The organism is Campylobacter sp. P091 (assembly GCF_002138935.1).
Lineage (GTDB): Bacteria > Campylobacterota > Campylobacteria > Campylobacterales > Campylobacteraceae > Campylobacter > Campylobacter devanensis.
Window position 1 is genome coordinate 125,985 of sequence record NZ_MJKZ01000005.1, and the last position, 20,500, is coordinate 146,484.

18 protein-coding genes are annotated in these 20,500 nt (G+C 32.5%); 14 read left to right on the plus strand and 4 right to left on the minus strand.

The genetic code is table 11. From position 1 onward, the window contains the following. Positions 1 to 104: 104 nt before the first annotated feature. A complete protein-coding gene (nusA, locus tag CIGNP91_RS06400) occupies positions 105 to 1,208 on the plus strand; it encodes a transcription termination factor NusA (protein ID WP_086240404.1) in 1,104 nt (367 codons plus the stop codon). A gap of 52 nt (positions 1,209 to 1,260) precedes the next feature. Here nusA and uvrA read toward each other — a convergent pair whose 3' ends face one another. The 4 genes from uvrA to CIGNP91_RS06420 all read right to left on the minus strand — a co-directional run bounded on the left by uvrA (position 1,261) and on the right by CIGNP91_RS06420 (position 7,656). Next, positions 1,261 to 4,080 (minus strand): excinuclease ABC subunit UvrA, encoded by a 2,820-nt coding sequence (gene uvrA / locus CIGNP91_RS06405; protein ID WP_086253705.1) that lies wholly within the window; start codon positions 4,078 to 4,080, stop codon positions 1,261 to 1,263. Between the two features lie 63 nt (positions 4,081 to 4,143). Continuing rightward, a complete protein-coding gene (locus CIGNP91_RS06410; protein ID WP_086252642.1) occupies positions 4,144 to 5,052 on the minus strand; it encodes an ABC transporter ATP-binding protein in 909 nt (302 codons plus the stop codon). After that, positions 5,039 to 6,655, minus strand: a complete 1,617-nt coding sequence (locus tag CIGNP91_RS06415; protein WP_086225080.1) for an ABC transporter permease — start codon at positions 6,653 to 6,655, stop codon at positions 5,039 to 5,041. The genes CIGNP91_RS06410 and CIGNP91_RS06415 overlap by 14 nt, the downstream gene beginning before the upstream one ends. Further along, positions 6,652 to 7,656 (minus strand): Fe(3+) ABC transporter substrate-binding protein, encoded by a 1,005-nt coding sequence (locus tag CIGNP91_RS06420; RefSeq protein WP_086253706.1) that lies wholly within the window; start codon positions 7,654 to 7,656, stop codon positions 6,652 to 6,654. Before CIGNP91_RS06420 ends, CIGNP91_RS06415 begins: the two co-directional genes overlap by 4 nt. A gap of 282 nt (positions 7,657 to 7,938) precedes the next feature. Here CIGNP91_RS06420 and CIGNP91_RS06430 point away from each other — a divergent pair, with 282 nt between their 5' ends. From CIGNP91_RS06430 to CIGNP91_RS06490, 13 genes are all read left to right on the plus strand, one after another. Then, positions 7,939 to 9,594, plus strand: a complete 1,656-nt coding sequence (locus CIGNP91_RS06430) for a DASS family sodium-coupled anion symporter (RefSeq protein ID WP_086228462.1) — start codon at positions 7,939 to 7,941, stop codon at positions 9,592 to 9,594. A gap of 239 nt (positions 9,595 to 9,833) precedes the next feature. Further along, on the plus strand, positions 9,834 to 10,697 hold the full coding sequence (locus CIGNP91_RS06435; protein WP_086253707.1) for a hypothetical protein: 864 nt from the start codon (positions 9,834 to 9,836) through the stop codon (positions 10,695 to 10,697). A gap of 30 nt (positions 10,698 to 10,727) precedes the next feature. Next, the gene (gene nosZ / locus CIGNP91_RS06440) at positions 10,728 to 13,322 is read left to right on the plus strand and encodes a Sec-dependent nitrous-oxide reductase (RefSeq protein ID WP_096019624.1); all 2,595 of its coding nucleotides are present in this window, start codon (positions 10,728 to 10,730) and stop codon (positions 13,320 to 13,322) included. Between the two features lie 92 nt (positions 13,323 to 13,414). Further along, positions 13,415 to 14,176 (plus strand): cytochrome C, encoded by a 762-nt coding sequence (locus tag CIGNP91_RS06445; RefSeq protein WP_086225076.1) that lies wholly within the window; start codon positions 13,415 to 13,417, stop codon positions 14,174 to 14,176. Further along, on the plus strand, positions 14,173 to 15,387 hold the full coding sequence (locus tag CIGNP91_RS06450) for a nitrous oxide reductase family maturation protein NosD (protein WP_086253708.1): 1,215 nt from the start codon (positions 14,173 to 14,175) through the stop codon (positions 15,385 to 15,387). Before CIGNP91_RS06445 ends, CIGNP91_RS06450 begins: the two co-directional genes overlap by 4 nt. Next, positions 15,380 to 16,063 carry a 4Fe-4S dicluster domain-containing protein gene (locus CIGNP91_RS06455; RefSeq protein WP_086232539.1) on the plus strand — a complete coding sequence of 228 codons (684 nt, stop codon included), beginning with the start codon at positions 15,380 to 15,382 and terminating at the stop codon, positions 16,061 to 16,063. Before CIGNP91_RS06450 ends, CIGNP91_RS06455 begins: the two co-directional genes overlap by 8 nt. Continuing rightward, the gene (locus CIGNP91_RS06460; protein WP_086253709.1) at positions 16,060 to 16,605 is read left to right on the plus strand and encodes a c-type cytochrome; all 546 of its coding nucleotides are present in this window, start codon (positions 16,060 to 16,062) and stop codon (positions 16,603 to 16,605) included. Before CIGNP91_RS06455 ends, CIGNP91_RS06460 begins: the two co-directional genes overlap by 4 nt. Then, the gene (locus CIGNP91_RS06465) at positions 16,602 to 17,051 is read left to right on the plus strand and encodes a c-type cytochrome (protein WP_236845204.1); all 450 of its coding nucleotides are present in this window, start codon (positions 16,602 to 16,604) and stop codon (positions 17,049 to 17,051) included. Before CIGNP91_RS06460 ends, CIGNP91_RS06465 begins: the two co-directional genes overlap by 4 nt. Positions 17,052 to 17,056: 5 nt before the next feature. Then, the gene (locus CIGNP91_RS06470) at positions 17,057 to 17,953 is read left to right on the plus strand and encodes a NapH/MauN family ferredoxin-type protein (protein ID WP_086233786.1); all 897 of its coding nucleotides are present in this window, start codon (positions 17,057 to 17,059) and stop codon (positions 17,951 to 17,953) included. A gap of 9 nt (positions 17,954 to 17,962) precedes the next feature. Then, positions 17,963 to 18,601 (plus strand): ATP-binding cassette domain-containing protein, encoded by a 639-nt coding sequence (locus CIGNP91_RS06475; RefSeq protein WP_086253710.1) that lies wholly within the window; start codon positions 17,963 to 17,965, stop codon positions 18,599 to 18,601. Between the two features lie 2 nt (positions 18,602 to 18,603). After that, a complete protein-coding gene (locus CIGNP91_RS06480; RefSeq protein ID WP_086225070.1) occupies positions 18,604 to 19,431 on the plus strand; it encodes an ABC transporter permease in 828 nt (275 codons plus the stop codon). Further along, entirely contained in the window at positions 19,428 to 19,883 is a 456-nt protein-coding gene (locus CIGNP91_RS06485; RefSeq protein WP_086229715.1) for a nitrous oxide reductase accessory protein NosL, read from the plus strand. The genes CIGNP91_RS06480 and CIGNP91_RS06485 overlap by 4 nt, the downstream gene beginning before the upstream one ends. Positions 19,884 to 19,891: 8 nt before the next feature. Beyond that, positions 19,892 to 20,332: a hypothetical protein gene (locus tag CIGNP91_RS06490; protein WP_086253711.1), complete on the plus strand. Its 441-nt coding sequence runs from the start codon at positions 19,892 to 19,894 to the stop codon at positions 20,330 to 20,332. Positions 20,333 to 20,500 lie beyond the last annotated feature (168 nt).

The window sequence follows — 20,500 nt, forward strand, 5'->3', positions numbered from 1 at the left end:
TATTTAAAGATTATAAAAGCTAATATAAGATAAAATAACGGGCTTGCAAATTTTAAATCTCAATAATTTATTATTTTGACAAATTAATCACAAAAGGCAACTTTATGGAGAGAATATTAGATATAATCGAGTCAATAGCTAATGAAAAAAATTTAAACATTGATGATGTAAAAGCCAGAATCTTAAAGGCCTTTGAATCAGCTGCTAAAAAACTATATGGTTCAGAGTGCGAATATGAAGCACTAATTAATCCAACAACTAAAAATATCACTCTATATCAAAAAATTCTAGTTGTTAATAATGATGATGAACGCCTAGATAATGAGCATTTTATCAGCCTTGATAAAGCTCATGAATTTGATAAAAGCCTTGAAATAGGCGATAGTCTAAACTATGAAATAAATATAGAAGATCTAGGTCGCACAGCTGCTGGAACGCTTAGCCGTGAGATAGAGTATCATATCCAACGCCTAATAGAAGAGAAAATTTTTGAAAAGTATAATGCAAAGATTGGCTCACTTGTTTTTGGTTCAGTTACACGAGTTGATTCTGAAGAAAATACATTCATCGAAATTGATGAGATCAGAGCTGTAATGAGCATGAAAAATCGTATTAAAGATGAAAAATTTAAAATTGGTGATGTTGTAAAATGTGTTATTAAAAGCGTAAGGCTAGATAAAAAAGATGGTATAAAAGTTGAACTCTCTCGTACATCACCTAAATTTCTTGAAGCGCTTTTAAAAGCTGAAGTTCCTGAGATTAAAGATGGTGGTGTAATCATTCAAAATAGCGCTAGAATACCAGGTAAAAAAGCTAAAATTGCTTTATATTCTACTACCCCAAATATCGATGCAGTTGGTGCAACAGTAGGTATAAAAGGCGTAAGAATCAATGCTGTAAGTAATGAGTTAAATGGTGAAAATATAGACGCTATTGAGTATAGTAATGAACCAGCTATTTTTGTAGCACGCGCTTTAGCTCCTGCTATAGTAAGCTCTGTAAAAATAGATGGACAAAAGGCTATAGTATCACTAGTACCTGAACAAAAATCAAAAGCAATTGGAGCAAGCGGTATAAATATTAGACTAGCAAGTATGTTAACTAAATATGAGATTGAACTAGAAGAATTGACAAATGCCACACCAGTGGGTCAAATCAACAACGAAGAGGGTCTAAAAAATCTAAAAGCACTCTTTGGTGATCTTTAAAATAAAGAATTCGGTCTAGCCGAATTCTTTTACTATGAATTAAAAATTAATTTTATTCTATCTTAAGCTCTAAAGCTAAAAATTTACCAGTATGAGAACCACTCTTTTTATATCCTTTAGCTAACTCTATTGGACTACCCTTAGCAATTACCTTGCCACCACCTGCTCCACCTTCAGGCCCCATATCTATAATATAATCACAATTTTTAATCACATCTAAATTATGCTCTATTACTATAACTGAATTTCCCAATTCAACCAAATGGTGTAAAACTCCAGTAAGTCTATCAACATCAGCAAAATGCAATCCAGTTGTAGGCTCATCTAAGATATAAAGAGTAGAGCCAGTATCGGTACGACTAAGTTCTTTTGCTAGTTTAATCCGTTGAGCTTCACCACCACTTAAAGTAGTAGCTGACTGACCCAAAGTAAGATAGCCAAGACCGACTGAGCAAATAGTGCTAAGCTTAGCATAAATTTTAGGAACCTTAGCAAAAAACTCCAACGCTTCATCAGCGCTCATAGCCAATACTTCAGATATGTTTTTGCCTTTATATCTTATCTCTAAAGTTTGAGCATTATAGCGAGTACCTTTACATACATCACATATTACATTAATATCAGGTAAAAAGTGCATCTCAACCTTTATCTCGCCCTCACCGCTACATTTTTCGCATCTACCGCCTTTGACATTAAAGCTAAAGCGTCCGATTTTATACCCTCTAATCTGAGCCTCTTTAGTCGCTGCAAATAACGCTCTTATCTCATCCATCACGCCTGTATATGTAGCTGGATTGGAGCGTGGAGTTCTGCCTATTGGACTTTGGTCTAAATAGATAACCTTATCTAGCTGATCTAAGCCTTCTATTTTAACACCCTTTAAAGCTTGAAATTTTTTAGCACGATTTAGTTCTATCTCAGCTGCTGGCAAAAGAGCTTTAAGCACTAGCGAACTCTTGCCGCTACCACTTACTCCAGTTACACCTACAAGATTACTAAGTGGAAATTTAACGCTTAAATTTGATATATTGTTTATAGTTACTCCACTTAAGCTTAGCCACTGTTTTTGTTTTCTGCCTTGATAGTAATTAATATCTTTTTGACCATTTAAATATTTTGCTGTTTGAGTTTGACTTGCTAATAACTCTTTATATGTACCATTAAAAACTACATTACCACCATAAATTCCAGCTCCAGGGCCAATATCTACTATATAATCAGCAGCTTCAATAGTCTTTTTATCATGCTCTACTACAATTACTGTATTGCCTTTTTCTTGCAAATTTCGCAAGGTTTTAATCAGCTTTAGAGTATCTCTTTCATGCAATCCAATACTAGGCTCATCTAATACATACATAACCCCACTTAGCCCGCTTCCTATCTGACTAGCGATCCTAATACGCTGCGCCTCGCCACCACTGATAGTTCTAGCATCCCTACCAAGGCTAATATATCCAAGCCCTACATCATATAAGAAAAATAGCCTTTCATTTATCTCTTTTAAAATTGGAGTAGCTATTAGAGTTTGTTGAGGATTTAGGTGAGCAAATCTATCATTATTACTAAAAAATTTAGTAGCGTTTTCTATGCTCATGTTAATAATATCGCCTATTGATTTAGACGCTACTTTAACAGCCAAACTATCGCTACATAGCCTATTACCTTTACAGCTTTCACAAACTTTTTCAGTCATATACTCGCTAAAATCTTTATCATCTTTTAAAATTTCATAAGCAACTTTCAAAACCCCTTCAAAATGCTTATTAATCCTATGTCGTTTCCATAAAAAATCAATACTTTTTGCATTGCCATATAGTATTAACCTTTTAGCATCTTCATCGAGTTGGCAATATGGTGTTTTCACACTGATATCATTTTGTTCGCAAAATGCCATTATAAATTTATAATAATAGCTCTTATTAAATCCATACATTACCTTAACAGCACCATCTTCAATGCTTAAGCTATCATCTATTATCTTATTTAAATCCAAGCTAAATCGAATCCCTAGCCCATCACAGCTAGGACATGCCCCCTTAGGCGAGTTAAAACTAAAACTAAGTGGCTCAAGTGTATTAAAGCTAATTTTGCAATTAAAACAAGCATTGTGTTCGCTAAAGTGAATATGAGAACTCTCTAGCCCTATCTCATCAGCATTTAAAATTTCAATTTCTAACTCACCAAAACTTTCATAAAGCCCTTTTTGAACATCATCTGCAATTCTTGCACTATTTTCTTCATTTACTACAACTCTATCTATAACAGCTTTTATAGTATGCTTTTTGGTCTTTGATAGTTCTATCTCTTCATCTAATCGCACCATCACGCCATCTATCATCGCTCTTATAAAGCCCTTATTTGCAAGACTCTCTAATGTATCAGCAAAGCTACCTTTTTTCTCTCTTACAATAGGTGAAAGAATTGTGATTTTAGCACCATTTGGGAGTTTAAGAATTTGATCTATAATATCACTTGCACTCATTTGAGATACTACTTGATCGCATTTGGGGCAGTGCTGAATACCTATTCTAGCATATAAAAGTCTTAGATAATCATAAATTTCAGTAATCGTTCCAACTGTAGAGCGAGGGTTTTTACTAGTGCTTTTTTGATCAATTGCTATAGCTGGGGTTAATCCTTCGATATGATCGACATCTGGCTTGCCAACTCTATCAAGAAATTGTCTAGCATAGCTTGAGAGAGATTCTATATATCGTCTTTGACCCTCAGCATATAAAGTATCAAATGCAAGCGTACTCTTACCACTTCCACTAAGACCAGTAAATACCACTAATTTATTTTTTGGAATATCTAGGTTAATATTTTTTAGATTATGCTCTTTAGCACCTCTAATCTTAATCATTTCATTCATCTTTAATCCATATTTTAAATAAAATCTTGGATTATATCTAAAATTTAATAATAAGATATTTGTCTAATTATAAAATCCAAATTTAACACTATTTGAAATTTCTAAACAAGATGGCCAAAGTGTGTAAAATCTAATACCTTTATATTCTAATTCAATCTTATAAAATAGTCCGATAAAACTCTTGCTTATTACATTTGCTTCAAACTCTCCACCCATATAAATTTCTGAATAAGCAAATATATTATTGCGAGACTTAATCCAATCAAAAAACTTATCTTGAGATGTTAAATCGCTGTGTATATAGTTCAATCCACCTAGCATTTGAGCGCTTTTTTCATCTTTTACACTATAAAAAAGCTTATTTGGAGTACCGATATCTAAAATTTTACCACCATCAATTAAGGCTATTTTATCGCTTAAATAATAAGCATCATCAATATCATGAGTAACAACAATGGCAGATAAGCCCTCTTTTTGAATCATCTCTTTTAATTCTACTCTTAAAGCTTGCTTTAATCCTTGATCTAAATTTGAAAACGGCTCATCTAAAAGTAGTAATTTAGCACCAGCAGCAATCGCTCTAGCAAATGCAACTCTTTGAGCTTGTCCTCCTGAGATTTGATCTGGCTTTTTATCCTTTAGTCCTTGTATGCCAAATTTAGTCAAAAGCTCATTTATTTTATTATCTGCTTCTTTTTTGCTTAGTTTATTTAAAGCAAAAGCGATATTATCATATACGCTAAGATGAGGAAAAAGAGCATAATTTTGAAACATAAATCCAACATTTGATCCACATCTTAACTCATCGTATTGACTATTTTCTAATTTAGCAATACATCTTAAAAGCGTACTTTTTCCACTTCCACTACTACCTAAAATAGATAAAATTTCATTACTTTTAAGACTTAAATCAATCCCTTTTAAAACCTCATTTTGACCAAATTTTTTATGCAAATTTCTAATTTCTAGCACGTTTTGCCTTTATAAATATATGGGTAAAAATCAATACAAATAACGATAACACCACTATCATTAAAGATGGTAATGCACTATCATAAATTCTCTCATCAGTAGCGTACCAAAACGCCTTAACGCTCAATGTCTCAAAACTAAATGGCGATAACATACGAGTAAGTGGTAACTCCTTAATAGTGTCTATAAATACAACTAAAAACGAGAGTAAGAAAAACTGCTTTAATAGCGGCATATATAGCTTTATCATTAATATAAAATAGCTTGGGCGTAGCATATATCCAGCCTCATCAATAGAAGTATGAATTTTAGCAAAACCACCATCAATAGAGTATATAGCAGTAGCTAAAAATCTAACTACATAGGCAAAAATTAAAACGCTAAATGATATTCCTAAAATTGCCACATTAAAAATCTCGCCTATAAATGCAGCTGCTATCATAAGACTTACACCAATAGCAGCCCCTGGAATAGCATATCCTACTGAACTAGCCTTAAGTATCCAAAAGCCAAATTTTCCACCTTTGCTAATTCTAGCTACAAAACACAAAATAAATGCCAAAATAGTAGTAACAAGCCCAGTAATTCCAGCTAAAATAAGCGAATTTAAACTCAAAATATAAAAATCAATTTCAAAAAGCTTATAATCTTTAAGCCCCCAATATCCAAGCCATATAAATGGCAATATAAATCCTATAAATAATATTATAAAACAATATAGAGTTGCTATTATGGATTTAAATTTGCTAAGATCTCTTTTTTGAATAAACTCACTAATATCTTGATTAAAGCTAAATTTGCTCTTTTGACGCTCTTTATACTCTACATACATAAGAGCAAAAACACAAAGCATTAAAATTGCTGAAAGCGCACTTGATGAGTATGGATCTCCAAGATCATACCAAGTTTTAAAAATCCCTGCACTAAATGTATCTACCCCAAGATACGCACTAGCTCCATAATCGCTCAAAACCTCCATAAGCACAAGCATAAGCCCAGCTATAATGCTTGGCATAGCTATCTTAATGCTAACTTTATAAAATATCTTAAATTCGCTATATCCATGGATTTTTCCCACTTCATAAATAGCCATTGATTCGCTCTTAAAAGCTGACTTGGCAAATAAATATACATATGGATATAAAGATACACTAAGCACAAAAATAACACCATAAATATTAAAAATATCAATTCTAAAGCCAAATATACTTTCAAACTCGGCTCCATAATCCATAATTCCAACATAAACAAAAGCCAAAATATAAGCCGGAATAGCAAGCGGTAAAATTAGTAAATTTTCTAAAATTTTACAAAAATAAAAATTATAATTACTAACCAAATAAGCCGTAGAAACACCCAAAATATAACAAATTATTAGCACAAAAAAGGCCACTATAAATGTATCTTTAACAAATCTAAAAAATAAAAACTCAAAAAAGTGACTTAAATTTCCACTAATTTGAGCTAGTCTTGACTCATCACTACTAGCAAAAGCCTCAAATAGATATGAGCCAAATTCAATAAAAATACTAATAACAGGAACAACAACTAAAAAAGCTATAAAAAGCCCAAGGATCTTTATAGCTTTTGTTTTATCTCTCATCTAAATCCTACTTCATCATAGATAAGCACTGCATCTTTTACATTATCTGCGATTTTTGATACTTCTATGCTATCTTCTTTAAATTTACCAAATGATTTAACTACATCTGAAGGTTCTACATCACTTCTTGCTGGATACTCATAGTTGATATTTGTTAGCATTGTTTGAACCTCTTTGCTTAGCATAAACTCCATAAATTTCTTAGCTGCTTCTTGGTTTTTACTTGATGCTGTCATAGCAATTCCGCTCACATTAATATGCGCACCACGGCCATCTTGATTTGGGAATATTATACCAATTGAGTTACCTACTTCTACATCTTTTGGATTTTTAGATGTTCTTAGAAGTCCTATATAATAAGTATTCATAACAGCATATGGAGCTACGCCAGATACCATCTGTCTAGCTTGGTCTCTATCGCCACCTTTTGGAGGCATTGCTAAATTATCCAATACTCCTTTAGCCCATTTTTTAGCCTCTTCTTTGCCATCATTTGCAATAATTGAAGCAAGTAAAGTTTTAGAGTATGGAGCTGTAGCGCTTCTTACTAAGATTTTACCTTTTAGTTCAGGTTTTGCTAAATCTTCATAATTTTTTACTAAATTTGGATCGATTTTAGCATTTTTATCATATGCGATAATTCTTGCTCTTTTAGTAATAGCAAACCACATATCATCTTTATCTCTTAAATTTGGAGCTATTGTATCTTTTAGAAATTTAGAATCTACTGGGGATAATACATTTGCATTTTTAGCCTCAGTCAAATTTGAAACATCGGCAGTTATAAATATATCTGCTGGAGAATTCTTGCCTTCTAATTGCAATCTTTTAATTAGCTCAGGCGCTCTTGCAGTTGTGTGATTTATCTTAATACCAGTTTGAGCCTCAAATTTTTTATATATCTCAAAGTCAGCATCATAGTGTCTAGCTGAATATATATTGAGTTCAGCTGATACCAAAGTCGTAGCACCAAGTAGTGCAGCAATGATAATCTTTCTCATCATTTTCTCCTAAAATTTAATTTTAATAGTGAAATATTAGCTCTAAGAAGTAAATATTCTGTAAATGATAATAGTTATTAATTTCTATTTAATTAAATTTGGGCCAATAATTATTAAATTTAAATATAGCTTGAAATAAAATTTTAAATCAAAATTATAATAAAGTGTTACTAAATTACACATTTTTATAAATTTTTTCCTAAATTTAGGTTTAAATTTATTAAATTTGAGATATTGCTGATATAATGCAATTTTAAATAATTTCATAATAAAGGTTAACAGATGTCTAATCCAAACATCCCTGTTGACAAGCAGACAAATGCTGTACAAATCATCGGCTTAATCGGTGGTGTTATAGCTGCTATGCTTGTTTACTACATAATGCCTAGCAATGCTGGTGAGATAGCCTTAGCAGCTGCAAATGGCAAAACACTCAATGTAAATGCTCTTCCCATAGTTGCCGCTGTGGCTGTTTTAATGGGTATATGGTGGATGACTGAGGCTATCGCACTTCCTGCTACGGCTCTTCTTCCAATGGTTTTATTCCCTATTCTTGGTGTTGATACATTCAAAAACGCCGCCGCTCCATACGCAAGTGATACTATATATCTATTCATGGGTGGTTTCGTTTTAGCCCTTGCTATGCAAAAATGGAATCTACATACTCGTATTGCTCTTGGCATTGTACTTTTAGTAGGTACTAGCCCTAAACGCCTTGTGGCTGGATTTATGATAGCTACTGGCTTTATGTCTATGTGGGTTAGCAATACCGCAACTGCTGTTATGATGCTTCCAGTTGGTCTTTCTGTTCTTCATTTAGTAAGTAAATTAACCGGTAAAGAAGATGGCACAGTAGAAGGCGATTTAAAACACCTTGATGAAGTAAGCCGCAAAGGCACTCAAGGCGGATTTGCAAGTGCTGTTATCCATAAAGGAAAAGATGTAGTAAGCGAAATCAAAGACAAAACCGCAGCCTATACTTCAAATTTCGGTATTGCTTTAATGCTTGGTATAGCTTATGCTGCATCTGTTGGCTCTCTTGGCACTATTATCGGCACTCCGCCAAATGCACTTTTAGTAGCTCATATGAAAAATGAATTTGGTATCGAAATTGGCTTTGGCGAATGGATGTTGATGGGTGTTCCTCTATCTATTATTATGCTGATTGCTTGTTGGGCGCTTTTGGTTTATGTATTATTTAAACCTGAAATTAATGAGATTCCAGGCGGTAGAGAGGTTATTCATGCAGAATACAAAAAACTAGGTTCAATGAGTAGAGCTGAGTGGCTAGTAGGTGGCGTGTTTGTCTTGGCTGCGCTTTGTTGGATATTCCTTGGATTTATATTTAAACACTATGGAATTAAAGTCGCTAGTTTGGATTCTGTTATTGCTATGAGTGTTGCTGTGTTGCTCTTTATAATTCCAGCAAATTCAAATCATGAGAGATTGATAGATTGGAATACGGCCAAAAAATTGCCGTGGGATATCTTAATCTTATTTGGTGGTGGTCTAGCGCTTTCAGCTCAATTTAGTAAAACTGGTCTTAGCTTATGGATTGGAAATCAAGTATCAGCCCTTGGATTTATGCCAATTATATTAATTATATTAATTGTTACAGCTCTTGTTATATTCTTAACAGAGATCACATCAAACACAGCTACCGCAGCAGCGTTCTTACCAGTAATTGCTGGTGTGGCGATCGGTTTAGGATACGAAGGACAAAATATAATGCTATTTACAGTTCCAGTTGCTCTTGCTGCTACTTGTGCATTTATGTTACCAGTAGCTACTCCGCCAAATGCTATTGCCTATGGTTCTGGCTATGTCAAAATCAGCAATATGATCAAAGCTGGTTTATGGTTAAATATAATAGGTGTATTCCTAATCACACTAACAGTTGTATTCCTTGCAACTACAGTATTTGGACTAAGCTTATAATCCTTTTAGCTAGGCGAATTCGCCTAGCTACCTCATCTAAATTTAATACACTTTTTAAATCCAAAATTATTATCAACATAATTTTAATATTTATAAATTACATATTGTAATAAATATACAAATTTAATTAATAAAATTTGATAATTTCAATAATCATTTAGAAAAAAATATGATATAATTATGAATTACATAATTTATATTAACATTATAAAAATTAATAAGCATGGAAAGATTAAGATATGAAAATTTTACTTTGTATCTTTGTATTTGTTATAATAGGCTTTGCAAAGTGCCAACTAGTGCAAAAACCTAGTAATGATATAAATAGCGTAGATGTTAGCCAAACACAAATAGCATATAGTAATCTAAAAAATTTATATATAGCAGATCTTAAAACATACAAAATCCTATCTCAAATAGATATAAAATCTGATAAAATCAATGTAATTAAATTTAATAATCTAAATCTTATAATTGGCCTAGATAGTGGCTATGCTATACAAATTAACCCAAAAGGGGTTAAATCAATTCTAATTGACCCGACAAAAACCAATATAATAGATGGCATTACATCTATAAATTTTATCAAAGATAAGATTATATTTACTCTTGGCAATGCGACTTTAATAATCTATGATACAATTAATAATATATATAAAAAATCAAATTTAAACCTAAACTCAAAGATAACTGCTACACATATAATTGACAACGCTCTTTATATCGCTAGTTTTGATAGAAATATATATAAAGTTGAATTAGATACGATAACAATCAACAAAATTATGCAAACATCAAATTTACCAACTGCAATGATAGATTTAAATCAAGAACTAATCATAGGACTAATAGATGGCAATATAATCTATAAAGATAAAATTTATAAAATCTCAAACAACCAAATAAGCACAATAAAAATTTATGAAGATAATATTTATATTGGCGATTGGGATTCAAATTTATATATTTATGATTTTAATTTAAATTTAAAAAATAGTACAAAAATCGGCTATGATTCAATTTTGGATATATTTATTAGTAAAAATAGCCAAGTTGCACTATGGAATAGTGCTATTTTTTCTTGTAATTTTGGTATTGAGTAATTGATACAAATTTTATAAAAGGAGAGCTTTATGTATAGTTTTATCAAAAAGCCATTAGTGCTTGGCGCTGGCTTATGCTTAGGCTTATCTAGCCTTTTTGGTGCTAGTGAGCTTGAAACTATCATGAAAGAGCGAAACTTGAGTGAAAAAGATGTCTTAGCAGCAGCTAAAACATATCAACCAAGTGGTCGCAAAGATGAGTATATCGTCTTTAGTTCTGGCGGTCAAAGTGGCCAAGTAATCGTATATGGCGTCCCATCTATGAGAATTTACAAATATATAGGTGTATTTACTCCAGAGCCATGGCAAGGTTATGGCTATGATAGCGAGAGTAAGGCTGTATTAAAAGGCGGTGCTATTAGAGGCAAGGAAATCACATGGGGTGATACTCACCACCCAAATTTCACTGAAAAAAATGGCGAATATGTGGGCGATTATCTATTTATCAACGATAAAGCAAACCCAAGAACAGCTGTAATCAATCTTCATGATTTTGAAACCACTCAAATCGTGGTAAATCCAATCATGAAAAGCGAACACGGTGGAAGTTTTGTTACTCCAAATACAGAGTATGTAATCGAAGCTAGCCAATACGCAGCTCCATTAGATAATAATTATCATCCAATCGAAGAGTACGAGTCTGTATATAGAGGTGCGATTACATTTTGGAAATTTGATTATCCAAAAGGTAAAATTGATGAAAAAGCTTCATTTTCACTTGAGCTTCCTCCATATATGCAAGACTTAAGTGACGCTGGTAAGGGTGAATCAATGGGTTGGGCATTTACAAATAGCTTTAACTCAGAGATGTATACAGGTGGTATAGAAAAGGGTCTTCCTCCATTTGAAGCTGGTATGAGTAGAAATGATACTGACTACATGCATATGTATAACTGGCAAATTCTAGAAAAACTAGCAAAAGATCCTAAAAACTACAAAATAATCAACAATCACAGGGTTATTCCTATTAGTGTAGCTGTAGCTAATAATGCACTATTTTTAGTTCCAGAACCAAAATCTCCACATGGTGTAGATGTAAGCCCTGATGGTAGATATATCCTAGTAGGCGGCAAGCTAGATACTCACGCTAGCGTATATGACTTTAGAAAAATAAAAGCTTTAATAGATAAAAAAGAATTTGCAGGTAAAGATCCTTTTGGAATTCCGATTTTAGATATGCAAAAATCTTTGCATGGTCAAGTAGAACTAGGCCTTGGACCACTTCACAACTCTTTTGATTCTAAAGATGGCGTGGTTTATACCTCACTATATGTAGATAGCCAAATTGTAAAATGGGATTATAAAAAGTTAAAAACTCTAGATAGAGTAAATGTCCATTACAATATCGGCCACCTTGATACTATGGAAGGTAAATCAGCTAAACCTGTTGGCAAATATGCTTTAGCTCTTGATAAATTATCAATTGATAGATTTAATCCAGTAGGCCCACTTCATCCACAAAATCACCAATTAATCGATATAACTGGTGCAAAAATGGAGCTAATCTATGATATGCCAATTCCTCTTGGTGAACCTCATGATGTTATCTCAATTGCAGCTAGTAAATTAAAACCTGCAATGACTTATAAAATGGGAACTAACTCAAGAACAGGCGAGCAATCAGTCGGTATGACTCTAGCCGGTCAAGAGAGAGTCGAGAGAAATGGTAAAAATGTAACTGTATATGCTACTCTTGTTAGAAGCCATATAAATCCTGAGCATATAGAAGTAAATAAAGATGATAATGTTACTATCTATCTAACTAACTTAGAAAGAGCTCAAGATGAGACTCACGGCTTTGCAATTGACTTATATAATGTTCATGCATCTATAGAGCCTGGTAAAACTGCAAGCGTGAATTTCAAAGCTGATATGGAAGGCGTATTCCCTTACTATTGTACTGAGTTTTGTTCTGCTTTGCATCTAGAGATGATGGGATATCTATATGTAAAAGATCCTAAGAAAAAATATGAATCAGTCAAAAAAGCAAAACTAAAAGAGTTAAGCCCAGCTCAATTAGAAGCTGAATACAAAAAAGTAATCGCTACAAATAAAGCAACTGATGATGTTATCCAAAGCGTTGTTAAATTCTTAAAAGAGAAACACTTTGAGAAATATCCAAAAGTCAAACAACTTGTTGAAGATGCACTAGATCAATATAGCAAAATTCCTGAAGTAAAAGCAAAAGCTGATGAAGCCTATAAAAAAGGCGATGTCAATGGTGCTATTCTTTGGGAGTATCAAGTATGGCAATATATGGTTAAAACTGCTGATGTTGGTCTAAGAGCTAAAAACAACCTAACAAAAGCCCTTGCTACACCTATGACAGCTGTGCAAGCTCGTGGTGAAGAAGCTTATTTAAAAGGTGGATGTAATGGTTGCCATGTTATCGGTCAAGTAAGCTCAGGTCCAGATTTAACCGGTGTTCTTCTAAGACATGAAAATGCCGAACAATGGGTGTTTGATTTTATTAAAGATCCAGCTAGCAAATATGAAGAAGATTATGTTAAAGCTATGATTAACTTCTTTAATCTAAGAATGCCAAATCAACATATGACTGACCAAGAGATCAAAGATATAATTGAGTATCTAAAATGGATCGATGAAAATGCTGGATTGTATTAAAATTTAGCAAATGGGGCGGAGATTCCGCCTCATTAATTAAATTTACTATCCGCCCAGATGGACTGATAGTAAATTTAATTAAAGGAGTAAAAATGAAAAGGTATCAACTCTATACCATACTAGCTCTAATTTTAATGACTGTGGGATTTACTATCCCTGTAATTGCATATCATGGTGTAGCCAATAAGATTAAAAATGGTGCTGAGATTCCAAGCTATGTATACCCAATATATAATCTCTACACTAAAATTCAATATAAAAATCATCTAATGGCACCAGAAGTTAGAAATGATTTAGCAAAAATGATAGAAACAAGATCTGAAATTGGAGTGCCAAGCCTTCCTATATGGTATGTATCTTTAGAGGCTCCTAATTATCCTAAAGAGGCCTTTCCAGATGGAATTCCAGTATATTTTCATGTAGATGGTTATAGTGGTGATGTGCATGAAATGAATACTATAAATCACTATATAGGTATGTATCCTATGGAGCATGGTGGCAATGTAGAAAGAGCAATCGCACCATACTATTTGCTTATTGCAACTATCTTTATGTTGCTATATCTATACTATAACGGTAAAGGAAATTCGCTATTACTAATCCCTACAATTATCGCTCCAGTACTATTTATGAGTGCATTTGCTGGCTGGCTATACTGGTATGGTCATAATATGCAAGAATGGGGCGCATTTAAGATTAAACCATTTATGCCAACAGCTCTAGGTGATGGCAAAGTGGCACAATTTACCACCCATTCATATCCTACCATAGGATTTTGGGTTATGATTACTATGAGCGTTTTATCAATTTTAGCAATATTTTCTAAAAATAAATATCTTAAGGAAAATGCGTGAAAAAACTCTGCTTAATAGCTCTGCTATATAGCTTTACTTTTGGAAATGACTTACAAAATGCTATAGATAGTGCAAGTAGTGGAGATATAATAGAGCTTAGCAGTGGAGTTTATAGTGGTAATATCATTATAAATAAGCCAATTACCATTGATGGAAAAGATAGAAGCGCTATCATTAAAGGCGATGGAAAAGGCGATGTGATAAAAATCAATAGCTCAAATGTGAAGCTATTAAATTTAACCATTGAAAATAGCGGTAATTCTCACACTACTATTGATTCAGCTATAAGTTGTGATAGCGCTAGTGGGGTTGAGATTATCAACAATGCTATCAAAAATTCGCTTTTTGGAGTAAATTTCAAGCAGTGTAACGGATCTAAAATAATTGATAATTTTATCACTTCAAAGCCTGTTGATTTAGGACTTAGAGGTGATGGAATTCGCCTATGGTATAGCCATGACAATATAGTACAAAACAACCATCTAAGCAAGAGCAGAGATATGGTAGTATGGTATTCTAGCAATAACCAAATTCGCAAAAATTATGGCGAGTATGGCAGATATTCACTACACTTTATGTATGCTGGAAAGAATTTAGTTGAAGAAAATATATTTAAATACAACTCTGTTGGTATATTTTTTATGTTCTCTTCAGGAACAACTGCTAGAAAAAATCAAGTTTTAAACTCTACTGGTGCCTTTGGAGTTGGTATTGGTATGAAAGATACTAGTGATTTTATAATACAAGATAATATATTAGCCTATAATGCTAGAGGATTATACCTAGACCAATCTCCGTTTCAACCAGGCACTACAAATGTTTATGAAAATAATCAGATACTATACAACACAGTTGGAGTTCAATTCCATGCTACTCAGCATAAAAGCATATTTAATCGTAATGACTTTATAGGTAATATGGAGATTGCTATCAACGATACACCTGGTTCTAAAATTGATATAAATGAGTGGAGTAATAATTACTTTGATGATTATGCTGGATTTGATAGAGATAAAGATGGAATTGGCGATATAGAGTATAAGAATTTTACCTATCTTGATTCACTTTGGCAATACTATCCAAATTTAAGGCTATTTTATGGAAGTGCAATTATGAGTATTTTAAACTTCATCTCTAAACTCGCCCCATTTTCTGAACCAGAGCTATTAATCACAGATACAAGTCCGCATATGGAGCCATATCATGAATAGAAGAGAGTTTAGCATTTTTAGCATTGCTGCGATTGGATGCGCTGCTGGTAGTGGAGTTTTAATAAATAAATTCTATGAACCAAAACTACACCTTAGACCACCAGGAAGTGTTAAGAATTTTGAATCTTTATGCATCAAATGTGGCCAGTGCGTTCAAGTCTGTCCATATCATAGCATTGAACTTTTGGGGCTTGATGATGGGATAAATTTAGCCTCAGCATATATCAATCCAAGCAAAAGAGGCTGCTATCTATGTGATTTATTTCCTTGTGTATTAGCCTGTCCTAGTGGCGCACTAGACCATAGTATAAACTCTATAAAAGATGTTAAAATGGGAGTTGCTGTAGTAAGAGATATACAAAAATGCTATGCAACGCTAAATAAAAATGTAAGTCAAGATGATATTAGTATCCTACTAAATCGCCAAACCTATAACCAAAGAGAGAGCGATGCTAAAAAGATTATAGAAGATAATATTGATAAAAGCTGCTCATTATGTGTAAATTCTTGTCCAGTTGATGAGGCTATAAGTTTTATACAACTAAATGAAAAAAAGGTTGTAAAAATAGAGTCAAATTGCGTAGGATGTGGAGTTTGTCAAGAGGTATGCTTTGCTGGAGTGATTGAAATCTTACCACAAAAAAGCTATAACGAAATTTATGAGGAATCAAAATGAAAAAGTCAATTACAATTATACTAAGTGCAATAATATTTCTAGGATGTTCAAATCAAACAAATTCTAAAAATGATCCACAAGAGTCAAACAAAACAGCTACTGCAAACTCAATTACAATCAAAAAAGGCAGCAGTGCTAATCAAACAAAATCTGATGAATGGGTAGTATATGATATAGATGGAAAGAAAAATATTAAATTTGGCATTGGCGAATCAAACGAAACTACAAAATCTATCGGCGCTATTGCCTTTACTAGGCCACCACTTCAAAGTATAAATAAAGCCTTGCTAAAAGGCCAATTAAGTAAAAATTTCATTACCAAATGTTCAGCCTGCCATGATGATTATGCCAATGGAATCATTGGTCCATCGCTATTAGATAAGACAAGCGAGCAGATATATGATATGATAATTGCATATCGCACTAAAACAAAAGTCAATATATTAATGGCAGATCTTGTAAAATCAATGGATGATAAAGAGGTGGCAGATATTGCCAATGAAATTAGCCAATTCAATGAACAATTTAGGAGTAAAAAATGAATATAGGCAAAGTAATAGCTCTATTTTTGGGCGGTTTAATTGTTGTTTTAATGCTTTTTATGTTGTTTAGCTCTGATAGCTCAACTCAAGCAACACAAGAACCAGTAAAAAATGAACCAAAGCCAGTTACGCAAACTACTAGCAATTCAAGTGAGTTTCAAACAAGCGATGAGTTGAATAAAATTAAAGAGTTAAAACAAAGCGTATCTCTAAGCAGCGATGGAGTAAGCAAGATATATTTACAAAGTTGCGCACCATGCCATGCTAAAGATGGCTCTGGAATCTTAGCTCCATCAATTATTGGAAAAAGCAAAGAAGCTATTCTAGCTAGATTAAATGAGTATAAAGCTGGTAAAATACCAAATAGTTTAATGGAAGGACTTTTAGATAATGTCAGCGATGAGAATTTAACAATTCTAGCTGAAGAGATATCTAAATTTAAATAAATATCATGAATAAATATCAAGGTCGCCAAACAGTAGCAAGTGCTAGTTTTTTCTCTACTTTTATAACCACAACAAAAGATGGCAAAAAGCGTCCTAGCATAAGGTTTTACCGATATTTTACGATGATTTTGATTCATCTTTTGTTTGTGCTTTCATTTGTAGCAGATATTCAAGTCATTGAAGGTGATATTACTGGGTCTAGAATGCTAGGCTTTCACTTAGCTGATCCATTTATAACCACACAAATTATCCTTAGTAGAGCAGAATTACCTGTAAATCTACTCATTGGGGCTTTTACTATTTTGGCTTTTTATATGCTTTTTGCTGGGCGTGCTTTTTGTTCGTGGGTCTGTCCATATAATTTTTTTGGCGAATTTGCTGAGAGATTAAATGCTAAATTAGTTAGCAAAAAAATAATCAAAAAAAGAGAATTTGATACAAAAATCAGATATATATTTTTGATAATTTTTTGGATTTTAAGCTTAGTGAGTGGATATTTAATATTTGAGATTTTTAATGTTGTAGGTATAGTATCAAGATTCATCATATATGGATATAGTGCTGCAATTTGGTGGGCTGTTTTGGTATTTTTAGCTGAAGTATTCTTTAGTAGAAGATTTTGGTGTAGATATGTTTGTCCTATTGGAACATTATATTCATTATTATCTAAATTTAGAGCTATAAAAGTTAGCTGGAATAAAGAAAAATGCGATCACTGTGCTGTATGTATGGATGTTTGCATTGTCCCAAAAGTTCTAGAAATTACAAAGTCTAAAAATAAAGATGTTCCAGGAGAGAAATTTAGTATAATAAGCGGAGATTGCACTATGTGTGGTAGATGTATCGATGTGTGCCATCAAGATGCTTTAAATTACGAAAATAGGCTTAAAAAGCTTTTATAAGGATTGATATTGATAAAAATAGAAAACTTAACTAAAAAATTTGGCTCACAAATTATTTTAAATAACTTAAATTTAAATATTCAAGATGGTCAAAAAGTTCTAATAATGGGACAAAATGGAGCTGGAAAATCTACTTTAATGAAGGCAATATTAGGTGAGTTAATCTGCGATAGTGGCTCTATATTCATAGATAATATCAATCCAATTATAGATAGAAAAAATGCTTTAAGATATCTAAGTTTCGTTCCGCAAACTCCTCCGCCTCTTAAACTTAGTGTTGCTCAACTATGTGAATACTCTATAAGCTCAACCCAAACAGATTTAAATAATATAATTAACTATTTAAAAGAGCTAGATTTAAGCTATGAAAAAGAGTATAAAAAGCCATTTTATAAGCTCTCAGGCGGTATGAAGCAAAAGGTTTTAATCGCTCTAGCTCTTGCAAGAAATTCAAAGACTATACTCTTTGATGAACCTACTGCCAATCTCGATCCTCAAGCTAGAGAGAAGTTTATAAATATATTAAAATCTAAATTCCAATCTCACACCCTTATATTTATCTCTCACAGAGTAAGTGAGGTCCAAGGCATAGTAAATCGTGTTATTGAGATGGATTTAGGCAATATCATTAAAGATAGCGAGGTATAATAGTGAAAAATTTAATCCTAATAGCAAAAATTGATATAAAAGAGACATTTGCTTCAAAATGGTTTTTCTTTTATTTAGTTACCTTTGCTGGGTTAATTGCGATATTTTTTGTAACAGGAGTTGTTGATAGCAGAGTTGCTGGATTTAGTGGACTTACTAGAATGCTTTTGCTATTTATTCAAATTTGTATAATAATCTTGCCAATCTTTATTCTCATCACAACTGTGCGAAGTATAAACTCAGATAGAGAAACTGGGGCTTTAGAGTATCTTCTTAGTTTTCCAATATCGCTTAAAGAGTACTATTTTGGCAAAGCTTTAGGGCGTGCATTTACAGTCTTTTTACCTATACTTATAGCTCTTATCTTATCGCTTATTATAGCTATTTTTAAAAATGTAGATATTCCTTGGGGAGTATTTTTTTATTACACCTTATTGCTTTTAGTGCTATCTTTTGCCTTTTTATCGTTTGGATTTTTAATCTCAAGCCTTATTAAAAGTAGCGAACTTGGGCTTGGATTTTCATTTTTATTTTGGCTATTTTTGTTAGCATTTTTAGATCTTGCATTAATAGGCCTAATGATGCAAAGCTCAATAAATGAAAATATCATCTACTCCATCTCATTAGCAAACCCTATGCAAGTTTTTAGAATCGCAGCAATTAGTCTATTTGATCCAAATTTAGCTGTAATTGGTCCAGCAGCTTACTTTATTTTAGATGGATTTGGCAAGATTAATTTTTTAATATATTCAGCACTATATCCAACTTTACTTGGTATAATTTGCATGATATTTGGATATATTTCGTTTTCTAAGAAGGATTTAGTATGAAAAAACTTATACTTTTAGCTCTTTTTACCGGAATAGTTTTTGGGGCAAATTTAAAAGATAATGAGTTTTTTAAGGATACAAACTCTACTTGTCCTATTAAATTCATAGATGTTTTTAAATATCCTGATTGGATTGCAGTTTTAGAATATAAAAATGGTAAAAAAGTACTATTTAGCTCAGCCAAACAGATGTTTTACTACTTTTATACAAGCAAACCAAAAGAGGTTGTGCCGCTTAAAAAGATGTATGTTACAGATTATAAAACAAAAGAGCTTATCGAAGCTACAGAGGCATTTTATGTTTTTGGCAGCAATATAGTAAGTTTTAGTGGTGATGATTTAATACCATTTGCTAGCTATGAAGATGCGAAAAAATTTGCCGATGATAACTCAGCTAGTAGGATTTTTGAATTTAGTAAAATTAATAAAAAATTGATTGATTATTTAGATTAGGATTGATAATGAAAAATATTTTATATGTTTTAAGTGCTATTATCGTTGGTGCATTATTTGCTTTTATAATAAATTCTTATGATGAACAAACCCAAAAGATCTCTGCTGATTCAAACATAACTTGCGATTTAAATACTCAAAACTGCAATATATCCTATAAAGAAAAAGAGATTGGATTTTCTTTTTACCCAAGACCACTTGAAGCTATGGTGCCGCTTACGCTTAAAGTAGAAGGGCTAAATGGTCAATATAAAAATCTCAATGCTAGAATTTATGGTTTAAATATGGATATGGGAACTATAAAAGCAAATTTAGAAAATAAAGGCAATCTCTACATAGGTACAGTTGTGCTAAGCTCTTGCGTAGTAGAGGTGATGAATTATCGTCTAGAGCTTTATGATGAAGATAAACAACTTGGAATTTATATAGATTTTAATCTTAAAAGCTAATTGTAAATAAGGGGCTGACCCAAAAGTAGCTCCTATATGAAAAATAGAGGTCTTTCCATTTAGATAGTAGTGGAAAGGCCTCTATTTATCTTTTGAAAGTGAATACAAAAATAAAGCACACTCTGCTATAATATAGGTGATTAATCCATTTGAGAGAGGTGCTTTATC